The sequence below is a fragment of the Bellilinea caldifistulae genome (assembly GCF_001306055.1).
Classification (GTDB): Bacteria; Chloroflexota; Anaerolineae; order Anaerolineales; family Anaerolineaceae; genus Bellilinea; species Bellilinea caldifistulae.
The window spans coordinates 18,602-36,043 of the sequence record NZ_LGHJ01000027.1 but is presented as its reverse complement, the minus strand read 5'-3'; the positions used below and the strand labels follow the sequence as shown (position 1 = coordinate 36,043).

Here is a 17,442-nt window from a genome sequence, read left to right as displayed (position 1 = left end):
ATGATCCTTTGCCGGTTTCTTCGAAACGCTGCTTTTCCATCCCGCTGATCTCCAAAGTGGTTTGGTTCGATTGTATTAAGGTTTTCCCCTTTTCGTCAATCCCAGTTGTTTGTTTTTCAACAATCTCATTTTGAAAAGCCACTTGCACTCTGTCTTTTCTTTTGCTAGAATACGGTCAGGAGCGGCTCACAAAGCCCCTCCACCTAACTGAAAGCGTCAAAGCGTCAAACCGGCTAACAAAGCCCGTTGGACGAATGCGAAAGCATTTGCCAACGGGTTTTTTGGTTATCGGCTGGCGGATAAGCCGCCTTCTGGGTGCAACTCCCGGACAGCCACTTTCCACCGGCTTACAAAGCCCGTGGCAGGACTTTAACAAGCGAGCGGTTCACCGGCTTACCGGCGTCCACTGGGACAAGTCCCTTTCGTTCTCCATTCCTGCGGGAGAGGGCTGCTCTCTCCCTTCGGCGTGGGGAACGAAAGGAGGTGAGCCAAATGTGAACCAACTGCTCCAAGCAATCCCCCTGCTGGTCATCTTTGCCGTGTTGCTGATTGCGTATGACCTGGCGCAAAAATACTTCATCCTTCGGATGCTAAAACAGGCAAAAGACAAGGATGAGCGCGAGGTCATCATCACGCTTTTGACCCGCAGGCGGTAAGTCCCCGTCCCCCCGGAGAGCGGCTTACAAAGCCCCTCTCCAAATTTACCGCTCCGCAGAGCGCCGTGTGTGGGTGTAAATCCCGCAGGACTGACCTGCCCGAAGGGGCGCAGTACCTTCAAAAACAAATCTTTGCCAAACCGCCCTCGCAGTCCCGCTGGTGTAACTCCGGCAGGGCGGGTTTGGCAGGGCAGTATGAACAGGCGTCCCTCTATCCGGAGGGATGTGTACGGGAAGTGGAACTGGCCGATCCGGGTCAGACCATCATCCACTTTGGCAAGATGAAAGACAAAACGATTGCCGAAGTGTGGAAGTCTGGCCCCGCCGGGCAGGAATGGGTGCGCTGGGCTGCAAACACGGATGGCAAGGGCTATGACCCACAAGGAAAGCCCTAAGGCATCCACTTGCAGCGCATGGCGCGGGCGTTCCTCAGCCTGCAATCCGCCTATGCGGGCTAACCCCTGCGGGAATTGAGCCGGACTACCCAGTCCGGCTCGTTGCATAAAAGGATGGTAATCCCATGGGTATAATCGAAAGGCAGACTAACGAGTTTTATACGCCTGATTATTTCTTCAACCTCTCCCTTGGGATGTTTATCCCTATGAAGAAAAGAGTTTTTACTGGCAAATGACCCTTTAACTTGAATGAGCGGTATAAAATTCGAAGATGTTAGAATAGGGAATCTTCTTATCATGCAAAGCACAAGCAATGGAGTAACGCCAATCTTGCAAATACCTGGCATTGTACTTTTACTTCAATCCAAATGAATTTTGACCTCTTTTCTCAAAGCAATTTCGGCCAGGTCGCTTGCGATCTTTTCTGGATCAAAGTCGTTTGCCTTGACAACTTTTCGATAAGTTTCAGGGTTGAATTTTGCTATGCCAGCAAAAGTTCCCGTAATCGCTCCAGTGATCGTTGAGGTAGTGTCAGCGTCTCCGCCCATGTTGACAGAGCCAATAATGGCAAGGTTTGGATCTCCCCTTGAAGCTAAAAAAACTCCGATAGCAAACGGCACTGCTTCAATTAGAGGCAAACCGCAACCAATCACACTGGCGAGTTTCTCACAGGCAGTAAAAAAATCTTCGTTACTAATCGCAATTTCAGCAGCCAGAGTGATTCTTGAGACCATCGAGGGGCTTCTTAATACAATTGATTGTTTCTTTCCAATTTCGTAGCCTTTCTTTGCACCATAAACCGAAGCATCAAGAACGGTGAGAATATTTGAATTCGGTTTCAAACTTTCAGCAATTGCAGCAGCGACTGCACCGGCACCTGCAAAAGCCACATCAGCATTGTGGGTGGGAATACACAAAATGACCGCATCTTCAACGGCTTTGTCTAAATCACCGGGGTTGAGCCAGCCAGCAGGGGCAATTTTCATCGCCGCACCGTTGGAAATTCCCATACCCATTTTTTCTGCAATGCCAGTCTTATAGGGATCATGACCAGCTCTAAGTAGCTCAATTGCCTTTTTAGTTGTTGGTCCAGCAAATCGGCTAAACAATTCATCTTGTTTTGCCCATTCCAGAAGTTGATTGGAAACCAGTTCAACTGAGATTTTTCCATTATTTTCGATGATTGCATGAATTATTTTCAACATTTGGGAGGTGTCATCCGTGATTTGACCCGCTTTTCTCCCTGAGGCAAAAGTCCCTTCACCAGGACTATAAAAGTCGGTAACTCTTCCACCAAAACGTGAATTTATCTCTTCAAGCGTCAAGGTTTCGGTGGCACTACCCATTGCATCGCCTATTAAGGCTCCAGCAAGACCACCAAGAATATGATTGAATAAAAATTCTTTATTCATTAGTTTCTCCTTTTGTTAGCCATGTAATAATTTGCTTCCAAAGCAAACGATAACCTTCCCATTTTACAAATTCCTCTGGACACCAATGAGGTCCTATGTCAGAAGCCCATGCCAATGTTCTTCCTTTTCCATATCTTGAAATTGCAAGGAGAGGTTTATCCTCGACCATTGCAATTAGATGGGAGTCTGGTTTCAATGATAGATCGTTATACCCCAATAAATAAGGCCAGGGTTCTGGAATATTCTTGACTATTGAATGGGTGGAGTCAACAATGACCGGATTAGTTCCCTGAGGACACTCAACTCGATCATCGAAAGTGAGAATATTAACAGGTAAGATTTCTTCAATTGGGGTTCGGTAATATTTTGCACTGGCGTAAATACCGGCAAAGGAATAATATCCACCACACATTGCAAAACCACCCCCCTGCGAAACCCACTCTTTTATTAGCTGCAACCGATTGATTGATCTTTTCCCTCTGAGCCACACGTCAGAAGGTAAAAGCAAGGTGTTTGCACCGATATCACTGAAAATTAAGACGTGGTATGAATTCAATTCATCAAGAGTTGAAGGAAAATGATCTGCAACAAGATGACCGGGTAGGTGAATTAATTCAATATTTGTACCTTCGAGTGACTCCTTGAGGTATTGAATTCCAACTTCGTAAACGGTACTGGAAAAGAAGTCCCAGCCTTTGTAATGAGTGCTGCTTGAAACCCATGATTCTCCAGCAAGTAACACCCGGATCTTATCGTTCATTTTTACCTCCTTTTTTAGTACATTCATGCGGACAATCCAGACTGCTTGGCTTTTAGAGAATATATTAGCTGGTTAATTGATACTGCGCCGAGCAGAATAAAACCCAGCACGGCTAATTGCCAAATGGCATTTATCCCAGCCAATTGAAGTCCAGATGCTACAAGTGTCACGATTAACACCGCCAATAAAGTGCCCAACAGACTACCAAACCCACCAAATATATTGGTACCACCCAGTACAGTTACAGTGATCGATTGGAGTTCCATTCCGCTTCCAACATCTGGTCTGGCTGCCATCAACCACGATGCCATTACGACGGCTCCAATACCCGCTAATATCCCATTGAGTGTATAAAGAGAAAATCGTACTCTGGTGACAGGAATGCCAGAAAATTTAGCCGCAGTTTCATTTACGCCAATCAGGTAAACCCAGCGGCCAAGAAATGACCAATTCAAAAAGAAATAAATGATTACAAAAACAGGTAATGCAACTAACAAAATTTGTGTTGGTATACCTAAAATTCTTCCATCCCCTATGAAAGCAAATTCTCTTGGAAAATTAGAGATTGGAACACCGTTCGTGATAACCAGGGCTAAAGCACCGAAAGCCCACATTGATCCAAGGGTGCCAATTAACGGAGGAAGGCCCCAAATTGCTACCGTAAAACCATTTATCGAACCAAGTAAACCTCCAAACAGGATGGTCAGTAAGGCTGCAACCCATATGTCAACCCCCGTGCGTGAGAGGATTCCCAGGAATACTCCTGAAAGACTTAACATTGCTCCCACAGAGAGATCAATACCTGCTCCACCTGCAAGAATGACTAGGGTTTGACCAATTGAAAGCAAGAGCAGCACAGTTCCCATTCGTAAGATATCGAGAATTGTTCTGGTGTTGAGAAAATACGGACTGATTAGGGAAAGGAAAATCAGTACGATGATCAATAAGGCAATCAAAAAATAAACTCGATTGCTTAATAGGGCAGGTAAAGACTGCTTAAAAAACCTTTCTATCATGATCTTATGCCTCTCCTACACGCGATTGTCTCGTTTTGAGGTGAAGGAATTTTGCAATAGCCTGATGCTTGTTAATTAGCAAATCAATGCCAACCGAGAAAATGATCAAAAATCCGATCACTGCACGTTCCCATAAAGAAGGAATACCCAACAACAACAGGCCATTTTTCATGAATGCCATGAAAAAGACACCAGCCAGGGTTCCAACAATCGAACCGCGTCCACCAAACACCGAAGCTCCCCCAATGACGACTGCAGCAATTGCAGAGATTGGTAAATCAATGCCAACAGTAATTTCAACGCTTCCTAGCCTGCCCACATAAAGTAACGAGGAAAAACCCACTAGAGAACCAAGCAGCATGTAACCAACAATTCTTGTTTTCCTTACATCTATACCCGAAAGCTTGGCTGCTTCCACATTGTTACCTGTTGCGTAAATATGCCTGCCAATTGGTAAAAATGTCAAAAGAGCCCAAAAAACAAAATAAAATATGAAAATTACAAAAATTGAAGCGGGTATTCCAAAATATTGTCCCTGTACCAAAGGACTAAACACAGGGGGGAGACCGGTTATCCACCGGCCACCAAGCATACCGAAAACAGCCGCTCGGAGGATATTTGACATTCCCAGTGTTGCGATAATGTCTGGTATTCTGCCGAAGGTAATCAAAGAGCCGTTGACAAAACCAATGGTGGTACCAACGAGAATAGCAACAAGGCCAATGATCAGCGGATGAACTTCCGCTTGTATTAACCAGCCAACAATAATTGCTACAACACCCAAGGCGGAACCAACCGAAATATCGATCCCTCCCATTAATATAACAATCGTCATGCCAATGCTTACCAATGACAACTCCGTCGCATTACGGAGCACGGATCGGAGGTTAGAACTGTTGAGAAAATTTTCTGAAACTATGGAAAATATTACAACCTCAAGAATCACCAAACCAATTGTGAACAAGTCCCGACGACTCAATCCAGGAATGAAAGTTTTCACCGGACCACTCCTATTTCTCATTGGGATAATTTTGTTATGCCGCACCAATTCATAACAATGACAGCCAGAACTTTGGTGGCGATAATAAGATCTTCTTCGTTAAGAGATTCGTCGCTTTGGTGGGCAACAGAAGGCTTTCCGGGACCGAAATTTATGGTTGGAATACCGACATTTACAAACCAACCCATATCCGTGTGACTACCAATACCCTCGATTACTGCCTTATCCGTAACCTGCAAGAGGGAAGCCTTACATGTCTCCACAAAAGGATGATTGATGGGTGTCTCGGCACAATCAGCATCAATTAGCCATTCAACTTTTGGCGGATTGTGGATCAACCACTCATCTTTTTGAGATACGCTAGTGATGAAATCTTCAATCTCCTTCTTTACTTTTCCGCCAAGGAAGTTATGGTCTCTTTCGGCGGGCAGATATTGGGCATTGAAAACAAGCTCTGCTTGACCGGCGAAAGTGGTTGGATAATCGCCTGCATTGAGTTGGGCGACATATACCTGACAGGGCATGGGTAACAGTGGATGAGTTTTCCGGTTAGCCCAATCTGCATTCAAAACATCAAACTGGTCAAGAAAATAACGGGAAAGGCGGATAGCATCAACGGCTCCCCCATTACGCCAATCTGACTGAGGTAATTCGATATGACCACTGCGGCCTTTTATGGTGAGCTTTCCCCACAATATACCTCTGCAGAGGGGGGCAATGGTCAAATCGGTCGGCTCTGTGAGAATGCAACCATCGGCTCTGTAACCGCGGTCTACAAAGGCTAATGTGCCCATTCCTCCTGCTTCTTCATCAACAACCGTACCGATACAAATATCTCCAGCGTTCTTGAAACCCACGGAGTAAATTGCCTTGATAGCAGAAATCATAGCGGTTATTCCGCCTTTCATATCCACCACCCCTCGCCCAATAACCTTTCCGTCTTTACGAACGGCACTAAATGGATCAACGCTCCAATCCGAACCGGCTTTAACCACATCCACATGGCCCGTTAGCAAAATTGATTTGCCTTTACCCACTCCTCTTATGAGACCTGCCTGATTGGGTCTTCCGTTAAATTTATGGTCTGGGTAATAACCCGGTTTGCCCTGATATTTAGAAAGATCTTGAGGATCTGGTTGCCACCGGTCAATCACAGCTCCGAAAAATCTTAATTCTTCGGCAATCAAATCTTGTACCTGTTCCTCGTACCTTTGTCCCGGCTCTTCCAGAAACCAAGGATTGACACTGGGAACTCGAACCAGCCTTTGCAATAAGTCAATAACTTCTTCCCGATGGTTATCAATCCATGAAAAAACTTGGGAAATATCATTCATTGTGGGTTTGGAGGGGGGCTCTGAGGATAAGGTGTTCATCTTGTCTCCTGTTATTTCCGTTGATACCCAATGCAAGCCGGAGGATTAATTCTTCGTTGGCTTCCTGTCTATCTAAAATTCCCATCAGACGACCTTCATGCATAACCACGAAAGTATCTGCAATGGCTAATGCTTCCGGCAGGTCGGAGGTAATCAAAATAATGGCAATTTCTTGATTAGCCAATTCAAAAATTAGTTTGTGGATTTCGTTTTTTGTACCCACATCAATACCGTGGGTTGGTTCGTCCAGAATTAATAATTTCGGTTTGAGGGTAAGATTTCGTCCCAAAACAACTTTTTGTTGATTTCCACCGCTGAGACTCGATACGGGTATCTCTATAGTTGGTGCTTTTATAGCCAGCTTTTGGAAAATTTGGGATACAACTGAATTTTCAAGATTTGAATTTATCTTTCCAATCCTGGAAGAAATATTTTGCAAAATAGAAGCACTTATGTTGTCTTTAATGGAGCGAATGAAGAAAAGCCCTTGTGATCTTCGATCCTCTGGCAAGTAGACAATGCCCAGACCGATGGACTCGCGACTACTCCTTGGCCTGATCGGACGGCCCTGGTAAATAATTTCTCCGAAATCGGCTTGCATTTCCCCAATGATGGTTCTGGCAACCTCAGAGCGACCGGCTCCAACCAGGCCATAAAAGGCGAGTATTTGTTTGGGCTTAATAGAAAAACTGATGTTGCTGTAATAGCCATCACAAGTTAAGTTATGGACAGATAGCAAGGGATCCTGTTGTTGAAAATTTCTTGGTATGTAGATTTCTGTTGAAATTTTGCGGCCAGTCATGGCATTGATCAAATCATTTTCATTCGTATCGGTGACTTTTGAATCCATTACAACATGACCGTCCCGCAAAACGGTAACGTAATCCGCAATCTCAAATATTTCCGCTAGTCGGTGGGAGATATATAAAATTGATACGTTATTTTCTTTCAAGGTGTGAATGGTTTGAAATAAAACCTCTGTTTCGCGTTGGCTTAAGATTGCGGTTGGTTCATCGAGTATTAATAATCGAGCATTTCGCTGAACTGCTCTGGCGATTAGAACCAGCTGCTTCACTCCTAAGGAAAGCTCGCTCATTGGCTTTCGAATGATTTCAGGGGGGAGACCGATGCGGCTGAGCGCATCCACTCCCTGTTCGGTCATACTTTTCCAGTCCAACGTGCCATTCGGTCTTTTGATTTCTTCTCCCAGAAACAGGTTTTCTACCACCGATAAATCGTTGAAATACAAAGGTTCTTGATAAACGATGGCTATTCCCAGTTTCGATGCATCCCTGGGTTCTTGAAATGTGTATTCGGTACCATTCCACACAATTTGACCGGAATCGGGACGGAGAGCCCCAGAAATAATTTTCATCAAAGTTGATTTTCCTGCACCATTCTCTCCAACAACTGCATGGACTTCACCGCTGTTAGCGGTCAGGCTCACACCGGAGAGAGCTTTTACGCCACCAAAAGATTTGTAAATATTGGTCAATTGCAGCAGGGGTGTGCTTTCCATGTGGGGTCTCCGTCCCGTGGTATCAGTGAATTTTAGAAGTCGAAATTGTCAACGTTGTTGGCATCAATGACCAAAGGCGGCCCCAGAAGTAAAATTTTGGTGTCCGGGAAGTATTTGACAGGATCCGACAGGCCCGGCACAATATTTTCTTCTTGGAATGGTTTTCCTTCGAGTAACTGGATACCTGCCCAAACATTCAGATAGCCCAGTGCCCTAGGATTCCACAAAACCGATTCTTTCATCACACCGCTTTTAATAAACGGTCTGACAGTGTTGGGGGAACCATAACCGATCACGGCAACCTGGCCTGTCTTTCCGGCATTCTCGACTGCTTTGGCTACGCCGGGCACGGTGGTGGAAGCCACGGCAATCAAACCTTTAATATCCGGATAGCGGGTCATCAACTCCTCGGCTTGTCGCAGTGCATCCTCTGAAGAACCACCCTGGGTGTAACGAATATCCACAATTTCAATATTGGGATATTTGGTTGCTACGGCTTCCTTCATGAAATCAATCCAGGTATTCAGATTGGTCGCCGTGGATTCGCCGGAGATGATCCCAATTTGTCCGGCTTCACCAATTTGCATTGCCAATCGGTCAATCAGGGTGTATCCCAGATCTTTATCCAAAGCCTGAGCAACATATACTCTCCGAACGCTAGTTGGGCTGTCGGAATCCGAAGTGTACACCACAATCCCTGCCTGTTCGGCTCGTTCCATAACCGGATTAAGAGAGGCGGAATCCAGTACCGAGATGGAAATGGCATCTACCCGCTGCTGGATGAGATTTTCCATTAAACGGACTTGTTCGGCTGCATTGGCAGTGGGGGAACCAACGTTGAGGTAGGTTACTCCAAAGGCTTTGGCAGCGTCATTGCCGCCTTCTTCCATGGCAGTGAAGTACGGAATACCGATCAGTTGGGGAATGAAGGCGATTTTCCAATTTTTGGAAGCTTTGCCCTCTTGCGGTTGTTCAGCACCACTTTGGGGGGCCTGGGTGTCTTGAGCGGGCGGTGGAGGTGCACTGGTATTTGTGGGCGCAGAGGTTGGTGAAGTACACCCCAATACAACGACAGCGATCAGCATCAAGATAATCCAAACGCGCAGACTTTTCATTTTTTCCTCCTCAGGAATTTACTGTTCTAAACGGGTGTCATAATCTGGTTTTCTAACCGGTTTTTCATGACTAATTGGATACTTCTTCTGCCTCCTTTCTCGTGGATAAAAATTGTTCAACTTCAACTTGCCGGGGTAAGGATGAGATAGCTCCAATTTTTGTACTGGCTAAAGCACCGCAGGCATTTGCGAATCGGATTCTTTCTCTGGGTGTCCAATCTTTTAAGATCCCATAAACCAACCCGGCAATGAATGCATCTCCCGCCGCAGTTGTATCAACCACTGTAATCGGATAGGCGGGAATGTGATATTTTTGATTCGGTTCACTGAGGATTGCGCCTCCTGGGCCTAATGTAATGATGACTTCAGCGCTTCCACGATGGTGGAGTTGCTTTGCGGCCTGATATGCGCTGGTCAAGTCGGTAACTGGTAGACCGCTGATGAATTCAGCTTCCCCTTGATTTACTACTAAATAATCAATGGATTTCAAAAGTTCGCGGCTTATCGGAAAGGCAGGCGCAGGGTTAACTAAAACCCTTTTACATTTGCTTTTTGCCAGTTTTATAACATAACCCAAAACGGGGTGATCTCGTCCGAAGTGACAGACAACAATATCGGCCTCTTCGATTACCGACTCTGCCCGGTCAATATCGGTTGGATTAATGCGATAATTTGACCCTTGAGCAACCACAATCCGGTTTTCCCCCGACTCTTCGAGAATGATCATTGCAATGCTGGTTAGTTCTTCCTCATCCTTGGAAACATAATCTGTGTTGAGTTTTTCCTTTTCCAATTCCCGAATCAAAAAATTCCCGAAATAATCCTTTCCAACCCGGCCGATCAGGCTTACATTCAACCCCAGACGCGCCATTGCCACAGCCTGATTTGCGCCTTTACCACCGGGAACAATGAAAAATTCCTCGGCATTTACCGTTTCACCAGCGGCCGGGGCGTGGGATGTCTTTGCAATCAGGTCAATGTTCAAACTTCCAACAACAACGACTTTATTCATAAAAAAATTGGTCCGCGGAATTGTGTTGACGAATCGATACGAGTTAGTTATGATTTTAAGGAGTTCAACTTATACGGTCAACCGGACAACAGGACAACTTGTATGCTTAACTCATTGCTTCCCCCTCTCAATCAATCTGATCATGTGCCTTTGTATTTTCAGATCAAAAATGTGATTGCGGAGCAAATTCGGGAAGGCAGATTGGCTAGCGGTGAATTACTGCCTTCTGAATATGCACTGATGCAAATGTTCAACGTAAGCCGGGCAACCATTCGGCAAGCGCTGGGTGAGTTGGAAATGGAAGGACTGATTGAACGCAGGCAGGGGGTGGGCACTTTTGTCAAGGCAAAAAAGATCGAGCCGGAGATCATCAAGCTGACCAGTTTCAGCGAGGATATGCGGTCAAGGGGCTTGAAACCCGGTTCTAAAACTTTAGAGGTTGAAAATATTCTGCCAGATGCGCAGGTTATGAATCATCTTGGGCTATCGGCAAAAGTGCCGGTCTGGTGTGTTCGGCGATTGCGTTTTGCCAATAACGAACCGATTGGGCTGCAATATCTTTACATCCCTCCCTGGCTGAAAGTTGACCCCGAAGAATTGATCAAACTGCAATCGTATTACGAGTTGTTAAGCCGCAAAGGGATTAAACTGGCCCACGCCAGCGAGTTGTTGATTGCCAGAAACGCCACCAAACGGGAAGCGGAATTATTGAACATCAAAACCGGCCGTCCGCTTCTTGTGGCAGACCGGGTTACGTACGACATGCGCAATGTCTGCGTGGAGTATGTTCAGTTCATTTATCGCGCCGACCGCTATCAGTACCGATTAACGCTGGTTGCGTAGGCAGTTTAATTCATCCAAACTTAATTAGGACTGCGAGGGCAGTAGAAAGTCATTTTTGCCATGAGCCCAAAGGGATATCTTTTTATCCCAAACTCGTTTCTTTACTGTTCTACAACCTGCCAATCTTCTGCTGTTAGTCCTGCAAGTGAGAGCGGGTTTTGACATAATCTTTATATACTTGCAGCGGATAAACTTAAGTAACGTGAGTTTGGAATAAGGGGCTCCTTGGTGTAAACTTGGATTTGGTAAAACAAGCATTCCAACGTGTCCCTGAGGGATAGTCGAGGGTCTGTATGCAAATTGTGACCAAAGGAAAATAGCAGCGAAGTTTTCTCCTCTTTTTTTCTACCGTGTAGCAATTCGATGCAACTGCTTTAAACGTTCAAATAATCCTTCTCCCCGGTTTCGTGTTTGATACAATGCTTTGTCGAAGACACCTTTATGGCGCTCTTTTTCCTTGTGCGGGATGGTCACTGCAATATGGTGTTTTCCCAAATGATGAACGGAACTTACGGCTGGTGTATCCTTTATCGGAAATTAATCGTTTGGGATACAAAGGTTTCCGTCCAGTTGTTCTAGGAAAAACTGCACCTTGTTCCAGATGGATTTGCCAACTCAGTTCACCCTGTTGATCTGCCAGAGTTTGCGGTTCAGCCAGAACTTTCTTCCCTACTCCCTTTTTACGCCAGCGCTGAAAGCGGCTGTACACTGTTATCCATTTCCCATATCGTTCTGGGAAATCTCGCCAGGGCGCTCCAGTCCGTACAATCCAGAGTATCCCATGGAGAACAGTTCGATGCTCGTGTGCCGGTCACCTGGCTTTTGGTTTCTGCGGTGGCAGTAATGGTTCAATTCGTTCCCATTGTTCGTTCATTAGTTCACATCTATATACCATGAGACCAATGATAAATTGGTTTGCATACAGGCCCTAGAGTTTTTGAAACCCGTTTCAATCCACGCTCCCCGTGGGGGGAGCGACTGTTGAGCATGATTACAATTTTCAGTATCAGAGGGGGGTTTCAATCCACGCTCCCCGTGGGGGGAGCGACCATCGAAAAAGAGATTTCCAGCGTCTGCAAGCCCGTTTCAATCCACGCTCCCCGTGGGGGGAGCGACACTGATTGAAAGAATTACAAAAAGGATAGAGGGGATGTTTCAATCCACGCTCCCCGTGGGGGGAGCGACGATAAACGTGTACTAGGTGTATAATCGTAAAGATGATTGTTTCAATCCACGCTCCCCGTGGGGGGAGCGACGCCCCAACCCGATACACGTAATTTCAAATATATGGGTTTCAATCCACGCTCCCCGTGGGGGGAGCGACTAGGGTTTTGTAAGGTTTTACTATTAACAAAATAGTTTCAATCCACGCTCCCCGTGGGGGGAGCGACAAATATATGTTAAAGGGGTGAGAATCCCCTTAACAGTTTCAATCCACGCTCCCCGTGGGGGGAGCGACCATCATTAAGCCCAATATTTTTAACAAGCAAATAAGTTTCAATCCACGCTCCCCGTGGGGGGAGCGACCATTCGGCTGGACGCGGAGCATACGATTACGAGCGTTTCAATCCACGCTCCCCGTGGGGGGAGCGACGTAGAGTCTGCAATGATCTAAACTTAGATTACTCGTTTCAATCCACGCTCCCCGTGGGGGGAGCGACAAGCAGTCTGGACTTGAGGATAAATGAGCGTAGCGTTTCAATCCACGCTCCCCGTGGGGGGAGCGACAGCGCGCCGCTTGGTTGCCATCAATGAGGATGAGTTTCAATCCACGCTCCCCGTGGGGGGAGCGACACAGCTACGATAAACTGAAATTTGGCAATCTCGAAGTTTCAATCCACGCTCCCCGTGGGGGGAGCGACTTGAGATTTTTAACTGGAACAAAAACCCCTACTGGTTTCAATCCACGCTCCCCGTGGGGGGAGCGACGTATTCGCGTGTATCCGCGTGCTGAGCGAAAGTGTTTCAATCCACGCTCCCCGTGGGGGGAGCGACGCCGCGAGAAAAAGCTGTTTTGCCGAAAACGGAGTTTCAATCCACGCTCCCCGTGGGGGGAGCGACTTGAGATTTTTAACTGGAACAAAAACCCCTACTGGTTTCAATCCACGCTCCCCGTGGGGGGAGCGACGTATTCGCGTGTATCCGCGTGCTGAGCGAAAGTGTTTCAATCCACGCTCCCCGTGGGGGGAGCGACGGCAACAGGCAAGCCAGCCAGACAGACAGACAGAGTTTCAATCCACGCTCCCCGTGGGGGGAGCGCCAAGAATCCTTCGTGATAGAGGAGTTGAGTGAGGTGTTTCAATCCACGCTCCCCGTGGGGGGAGCGACTAAGTTATCTGATATTTTAATGTGGTTTTTCAATGTTTCAATCCACGCTCCCCGTGGGGGGAGCGACGACTGGTATCTCATGCAGGTTGCCGAAAAGCGGGAGTTTCAATCCACGCTCCCCGTGGGGGGAGCGACCGCCGACCAGTACCAGTATGCCGACCAGTATGCCGGTTTCAATCCACGCTCCCCGTGGGGGGAGCGACTTTTGGGCCTCTGCGGTCTTACTGCCCGAAACACCGTTTCAATCCACGCTCCCCGTGGGGGGAGCGACCTATTTTACAGTACAATTATAAGCGTTCTATTTGTGTTTCAATCCACGCTCCCCGTGGGGGGAGCGACGTAATTGTGAGATTCTGGGGCAGCGTGATCTTGGTTTCAATCCACGCTCCCCGTGGGGGGAGCGACCAGCCTGTCGTCAATCGCGGAAAGGCTCGAAGGCGTTTCAATCCACGCTCCCCGTGGGGGGAGCGACCAAACTACAATCGTCCAACATCGCCGCAATCCTGTTTCAATCCACGCTCCCCGTGGGGGGAGCGACGCCGGTAATAATTTCGTTATAGTTTTCGCTACCACTGGGTTTCAATCCACGCTCCCCGTGGGGGGAGCGACCTGGCGGGACGCCTGACGCAAGAGCATTGGGGAGCGTTTCAATCCACGCTCCCCGTGGGGGGAGCGACACCCGAATTGATCGAGGAATTCGGTGAGGTGGAGGTTTCAATCCACGCTCCCCGTGGGGGGAGCGACCCAAGATACAAGTCGGCGACAACTTTCAGCGACTTGTTTCAATCCACGCTCCCCGTGGGGGGAGCGACAGGTGTACATTTCCTGCTGTCCAACTTCGAGATTGTTTCAATCCACGCTCCCCGTGGGGGGAGCGACATAAGAGCCAATAAGACCAAGTTCGTTTAGGTCTTGTTTCAATCCACGCTCCCCGTGGGGGGAGCGACTGCAATGAGTGTCATAAACTCTTCTATTTCGTGACCGTTTCAATCCACGCTCCCCGTGGGGGGAGCGACTCCCAGCGCATGAGATACATCTTCTCATATTCGCGTTTCAATCCACGCTCCCCGTGGGGGGAGCGACAGGGTTGGCCAAAGCATTTCTTTTAGATTGCCGAAGTTTCAATCCACGCTCCCCGTGGGGGGAGCGACGGACATCTCCGGAACAACAAAGCGGGACCGAAACGTTTCAATCCACGCTCCCCGTGGGGGGAGCGACAAAAGATTTTCGGGTAAAACTTCTTGCATTATGGTTTCAATCCACGCTCCCCATGGGGGGAGCGACGCTGGACGAAGTTGACTTGGAGACTGGCAATGGCTGTTTCAATCCACGCTCCCCGTGGGGGGAGCGACCCGTTTGCCAGAAAGATATAAAAATATAGTTAAAAGTTTCAATCCACGCTCCCCGTGGGGGGAGCGACGCGATTCGGTGACGTCAGTCACCAGCAACGATGTGTTTCAATCCACGCTCCCCGTGGGGGGAGCGACCCAGGCGTCCCGCCTGTCCTGGCGGGATAGGTTGGTTTCAATCCACGCTCCCCGTGGGGGGAGCGACAAAGAACCGGCGGCCAAAGCGCCGTTCGGATTCGTTTCAATCCACGCTCCCCGTGGGGGGAGCGACACGAACAAAGATTGAATACAACGAACCGCTATACCTGTTTCAATCCACGCTCCCCGTGGGGGGAGCGACGTGGAAGTTGTAATCATGCTCGATTACAACGTTCCGTTTCAATCCACGCTCCCCGTGGGGGGAGCGACTTTACGAGGCGATGGATTATTACGATTACCATCCAGTTTCAATCCACGCTCCCCGTGGGGGGGAGCGACGAGCGGCTGACGCCGTGCGCCTCGCGCCGTTTCCGTTTCAATCCACGCTCCCCGTGGGGGGGAGCGACGAGACCATGCTCATCTTGCTTCGCGACAACGGGTTTCAATCCACGCTCCCCGTGGGGGGGAGCGACCGATGACTCGAAATTGTTAAATGTTCTTTTCGTAGTTTCAATCCACGCTCCCCGTGGGGGGGAGCGACATTTGGGGGGTAAAGTCTGATTCAATATCAAATTGTTTCAATCCACGCTCCCCGTGGGGGGGAGCGACGCTGACCGTGATGGCCACCAACCTGGCCTTGGACGTTTCAATCCACGCTCCCCGTGGGGGGGAGCGACCGGACAACCTGGTCGCGGCGGTTGATCCGGCGGGGTTTCAATCCACGCTCCCCGTGGGGGGGAGCGACGAAAATCTACGATGACGCGCGGCGGTACTACGAAGTTTCAATCCACGCTCCCCGTGGGGGGGAGCGACAAACCGCCGTTGAAGCCTTATCAATGATAGACTCCTACGTTTCAATCCACGCTCCCCGTGGGGGGGAGCGACCCGCGAGATTGACGAGGCAGTAGATGACGATCCAGTTTCAATCCACGCTCCCCGTGGGGGGGAGCGACGGTCGCTGCTACTGGCTGCGGCACAGCAGGAGGATGTTTCAATCCACGCTCCCCGTGGGGGGGAGCGACACCCGCGAATATCCGTCATGCACCACCCATTGGGTGGTTTCAATCCACGCTCCCCGTGGGGGGGAGCGACAACCGTGCGCAAAAAAACGATTAACGCAGTGCGCAGTTTCAATCCACGCTCCCCGTGGGGGGGAGCGACACTGGGATTATGTCCGCAAGTCGTTTTATATCGCCGTTTCAATCCACGCTCCCCGTGGGGGGGAGCGACGTCCAGGCTGTCCGTATCGCGACCCAGCGGCTCGTTTCAATCCACGCTCCCCGTGGGGGGGAGCGACATCGCATCTGGCCTCGCTTTCCTGATTTGACGTGTTTCAATCCACGCTCCCCGTGGGGGGGAGCGACGCATTGGAATACGACAATGGGTATCTATCCATCCGTTTCAATCCACGCTCCCCGTGGGGGGGAGCGACGCGAGGGCTATGTTTTATCGCGGGAGGGTCTAGTGTTTCAATCCACGCTCCCCGTGGGGGGGAGCGACAATGAACGTCCGTGTTGTGACGCCACCCGCAACCGTTTCAATCCACGCTCCCCGTGGGGGGGAGCGACTGACCACACCAACGATGTCCACCCGGTCTACCGTGTTTCAATCCACGCTCCCCGTGGGGGGGAGCGACGGTCGCGGATCGAGGTATGGACACTGCATCAATGCGTTTCAATCCACGCTCCCCGTGGGGGGGAGCGACCCGGCACGAGATACGACCGTCTGGCGACTTTCGGAAGTTTCAATCCACGCTCCCCGTGGGGGGGAGCGACCGCGCGCAGAGGTTACCGCGAGCGCAAGCAATGAGCGTTTCAATCCACGCTCCCCGTGGGGGGGAGCGACCCGGACTGGCGCGCATGAGCAGCCGCGAGTTTACGGTTTCAATCCACGCTCCCCGTGGGGGGGAGCGACCCTTCGTGTTTGCAGTAATTCCTCCGGTAATTCAGTTTCAATCCACGCTCCCCGTGGGGGGGAGCGACCGGCATGAGGAACGCATAGCGTTCCTTTTCTGACGTTTCAATCCACGCTCCCCGTGGGGGGGAGCGACCTTGGGCGATGGGCGATAACCGTGAGCGTGCGGTGTTTCAATCCACGCTCCCCGTGGGGGGGAGCGACCCCAGCGGGATGACCACGAACGCCATGACAATGACGTTTCAATCCACGCTCCCCGTGGGGGGGAGCGACCGCACAGGCCGAACGCCTGCCCCACGACACGGGCGTTTCAATCCACGCTCCCCGTGGGGGGGAGCGACATAATCCCAGTACTCGTTGAGATCAACTTCCGGGTTTCAATCCACGCTCCCCGTGGGGGGGAGCGACCGCCCGGCATCGGGCGTGTACGCAAACGCAAGAAGTTTCAATCCACGCTCCCCGTGGGGGGGAGCGACTCGCTTTTCCAGTAGTTATCTCGCGCAAAAGTTTGTTTCAATCCACGCTCCCCGTGGGGGGGAGCGACCGCCCGGCATCGGGCGTGTACGCAAACGCAAGAAAGTTTCAATCCACGCTCCCCGTGGGGGGGAGCGA

11 protein-coding genes and 1 pseudogene are annotated in these 17,442 nt (G+C 49.5%); 3 read left to right on the top strand and 9 right to left on the bottom strand.

Features of this window, described 5'->3' with window-relative positions; genetic code table 11:
• Positions 1 to 254: 254 nt before the first annotated feature.
• Together AC812_RS17730 and AC812_RS16460 are read left to right on the top strand one after the other, a co-directional pair.
• Positions 255 to 656 carry a hypothetical protein gene (locus AC812_RS17730; RefSeq protein WP_145962530.1) on the top strand — a complete coding sequence of 134 codons (402 nt, stop codon included), beginning with the start codon at positions 255 to 257 and terminating at the stop codon, positions 654 to 656.
• Between the two features lie 65 nt (positions 657 to 721).
• The gene (locus AC812_RS16460) at positions 722 to 1,051 is read left to right on the top strand and encodes a hypothetical protein (RefSeq protein ID WP_061914910.1); all 330 of its coding nucleotides are present in this window, start codon (positions 722 to 724) and stop codon (positions 1,049 to 1,051) included.
• A 359-nt stretch (positions 1,052 to 1,410) separates the two neighbouring features.
• On the opposite strand, the gene AC812_RS16455 is transcribed toward AC812_RS16460, so the two are convergent.
• The 8 genes from AC812_RS16455 to rbsK all read right to left on the bottom strand — a co-directional run bounded on the left by AC812_RS16455 (position 1,411) and on the right by rbsK (position 10,258).
• Positions 1,411 to 2,463: an ADP-ribosylglycohydrolase family protein gene (locus AC812_RS16455; RefSeq protein WP_061914913.1), complete on the bottom strand. Its 1,053-nt coding sequence runs from the start codon at positions 2,461 to 2,463 to the stop codon at positions 1,411 to 1,413.
• Positions 2,456 to 3,223, bottom strand: a complete 768-nt coding sequence (locus tag AC812_RS16450) for a glutamine amidotransferase (protein ID WP_061914968.1) — start codon at positions 3,221 to 3,223, stop codon at positions 2,456 to 2,458. The genes AC812_RS16455 and AC812_RS16450 overlap by 8 nt, the downstream gene beginning before the upstream one ends.
• Positions 3,224 to 3,246: 23 nt before the next feature.
• Positions 3,247 to 4,239, bottom strand: a complete 993-nt coding sequence (locus tag AC812_RS16445; protein ID WP_061914917.1) for an ABC transporter permease — start codon at positions 4,237 to 4,239, stop codon at positions 3,247 to 3,249.
• Between the two features lie 4 nt (positions 4,240 to 4,243).
• Entirely contained in the window at positions 4,244 to 5,239 is a 996-nt protein-coding gene (locus AC812_RS16440) for an ABC transporter permease (protein WP_061914920.1), read from the bottom strand.
• Between the two features lie 17 nt (positions 5,240 to 5,256).
• Positions 5,257 to 6,612, bottom strand: a complete 1,356-nt coding sequence (locus AC812_RS16435) for an ArgE/DapE family deacylase (protein ID WP_201797703.1) — start codon at positions 6,610 to 6,612, stop codon at positions 5,257 to 5,259.
• On the bottom strand, positions 6,566 to 8,131 hold the full coding sequence (locus tag AC812_RS16430; RefSeq protein WP_061914926.1) for a sugar ABC transporter ATP-binding protein: 1,566 nt from the start codon (positions 8,129 to 8,131) through the stop codon (positions 6,566 to 6,568). The genes AC812_RS16435 and AC812_RS16430 overlap by 47 nt, the downstream gene beginning before the upstream one ends.
• 32 nt (positions 8,132 to 8,163) lie before the next feature.
• Positions 8,164 to 9,246: an autoinducer 2 ABC transporter substrate-binding protein gene (locus tag AC812_RS16425; RefSeq protein ID WP_061914929.1), complete on the bottom strand. Its 1,083-nt coding sequence runs from the start codon at positions 9,244 to 9,246 to the stop codon at positions 8,164 to 8,166.
• A 70-nt stretch (positions 9,247 to 9,316) separates the two neighbouring features.
• Positions 9,317 to 10,258 carry a ribokinase gene (gene rbsK / locus AC812_RS16420; protein ID WP_082149001.1) on the bottom strand — a complete coding sequence of 314 codons (942 nt, stop codon included), beginning with the start codon at positions 10,256 to 10,258 and terminating at the stop codon, positions 9,317 to 9,319.
• Positions 10,259 to 10,360: 102 nt separating this feature from the next.
• Between rbsK and AC812_RS16415 the strand changes: the two genes are divergently transcribed.
• Positions 10,361 to 11,101 carry a GntR family transcriptional regulator gene (locus AC812_RS16415; protein WP_061914933.1) on the top strand — a complete coding sequence of 247 codons (741 nt, stop codon included), beginning with the start codon at positions 10,361 to 10,363 and terminating at the stop codon, positions 11,099 to 11,101.
• Positions 11,102 to 11,540: 439 nt separating this feature from the next.
• Here the strand turns inward: AC812_RS16415 and AC812_RS18400 are convergent.
• Positions 11,541 to 11,897 (bottom strand): annotated as a pseudogene (locus AC812_RS18400) (transposase); the annotation flags it as partial.
• Positions 11,898 to 17,442 lie beyond the last annotated feature (5,545 nt).